Origin of the sequence: Pseudomonas sp. NY15364 (assembly GCF_048068235.1) — a bacterium.
In the GTDB taxonomy this organism is placed as follows: domain Bacteria; phylum Pseudomonadota; class Gammaproteobacteria; order Pseudomonadales; family Pseudomonadaceae; genus Aquipseudomonas; species Aquipseudomonas mendocina_D.
The window spans coordinates 1-1215 of the sequence record NZ_JBLUPX010000079.1 but is presented as its reverse complement, the minus strand read 5'-3'; the positions used below and the strand labels follow the sequence as shown (position 1 = coordinate 1215).

At 56.4% G+C, this 1215-nt stretch carries 1 protein-coding gene; it reads right to left on the bottom strand.

The genetic code is table 11. From position 1 onward, the window contains the following. Nucleotides 1–12 precede the first annotated feature (12 nt). Nucleotides 13–1215: group II intron reverse transcriptase/maturase (ltrA, locus tag ACNFCJ_RS23990; protein WP_416773881.1), on the bottom strand; the 1203-nt coding region annotated here is incomplete at its 5' end.

Genomic DNA, 1215 nt, shown 5'->3' with positions numbered 1-1215 from the left:
ACGGCTCCTGCCTCAGGTTCGTGACGCGAAGCGTTCCTCCGGATAGGGATGTGCAGTTCTGGGCTTCGGTATGTAGATGTCTGCGAGACGACCAAAGCGTGACCACTGGAGCCGGCTACGCTGGCTGCGCTGCTTGAGAGCTTGCCGCCAGAGGCGGCAGACCGCCGAACGAAAACCACCAAGACGTATCAGGTTTCCCGGCACCGCGTGGTAATTGAGGTAACCACTCACCACCCGAGTGAGCCATTGCCCTTGAACCCGGATGGGTTCATGACGTCGACGTTTCAGCTCATCCCGAATGGCCAGTAGTGTTGCACGCATTCGCTTCTTGACCGTCAGTCGCAGTACTTGAAAACCACCGCTTCTGTTGGTGCTGCAACAATGTGTGAAGCCCAGAAAGTCAAACGTTTCCGGTTTACCCAAGCCTCGCTTCCTACGATTTCTCGCAGCAAAACGACCAAACTCAATCAGCCGTGTCTTCGATGCGTTGAGTGATAAACCGAACCTGGCCAAGCGCTCCTGCAACTGCACCAGAAATTGCTGAGCCTGCACTTTCGTCCTGAAACCCACCACGCTGTCGTCCGCATAGCGCACAATAATTACATCGCCACGGGCATGCCGCTGGCGCCACTGCCTTGCCCACAGATCCAGCACGTAGTGAAGATAGATATTCGCCAGCAATGGCGATATCACTGCGCCTTGAGGCGTCCCCTTGGTCGCAGCAATCCTACGGCCATCTTCCATAACACCCGCCTGAAGCCATTTGCAGATAAGCCCGAGCAGGCGCCGGTCTGCAATCCGGTGACCCAGAAACATCAGCATCCATTCATGGTCGATCTCATCGAAGAACGACGTGATATCCGCATCCAGTATCCAGTTCACCTTCTGACCCTTGAGCGCGACTGTCAGCGCATCCAGCGCATCGTGCTGGCTACGTCCCGGTCGAAACCCATACGAGAACCCTAGAAAGTCTTCTTCATAGATCGCATTCAGAACAGTAACGACTGCCTGCTGTACGATTTTGTCCTCCAGAGAGGCAATACCCAGTGGGCGCTGCCTGCCATCGGTTTTGGGAATGTAGACCCGTCGTGATGGCGTTGCCCGATAGGCTCCACCGTGGAGCCTTGCGTGCAAATCGGTTACCCGCTGGAGAAGACCTTCCTCGTATTCCCGCCACGACAAGCCGTCCACGCCTACCGCTGCATCGCGGCGTAG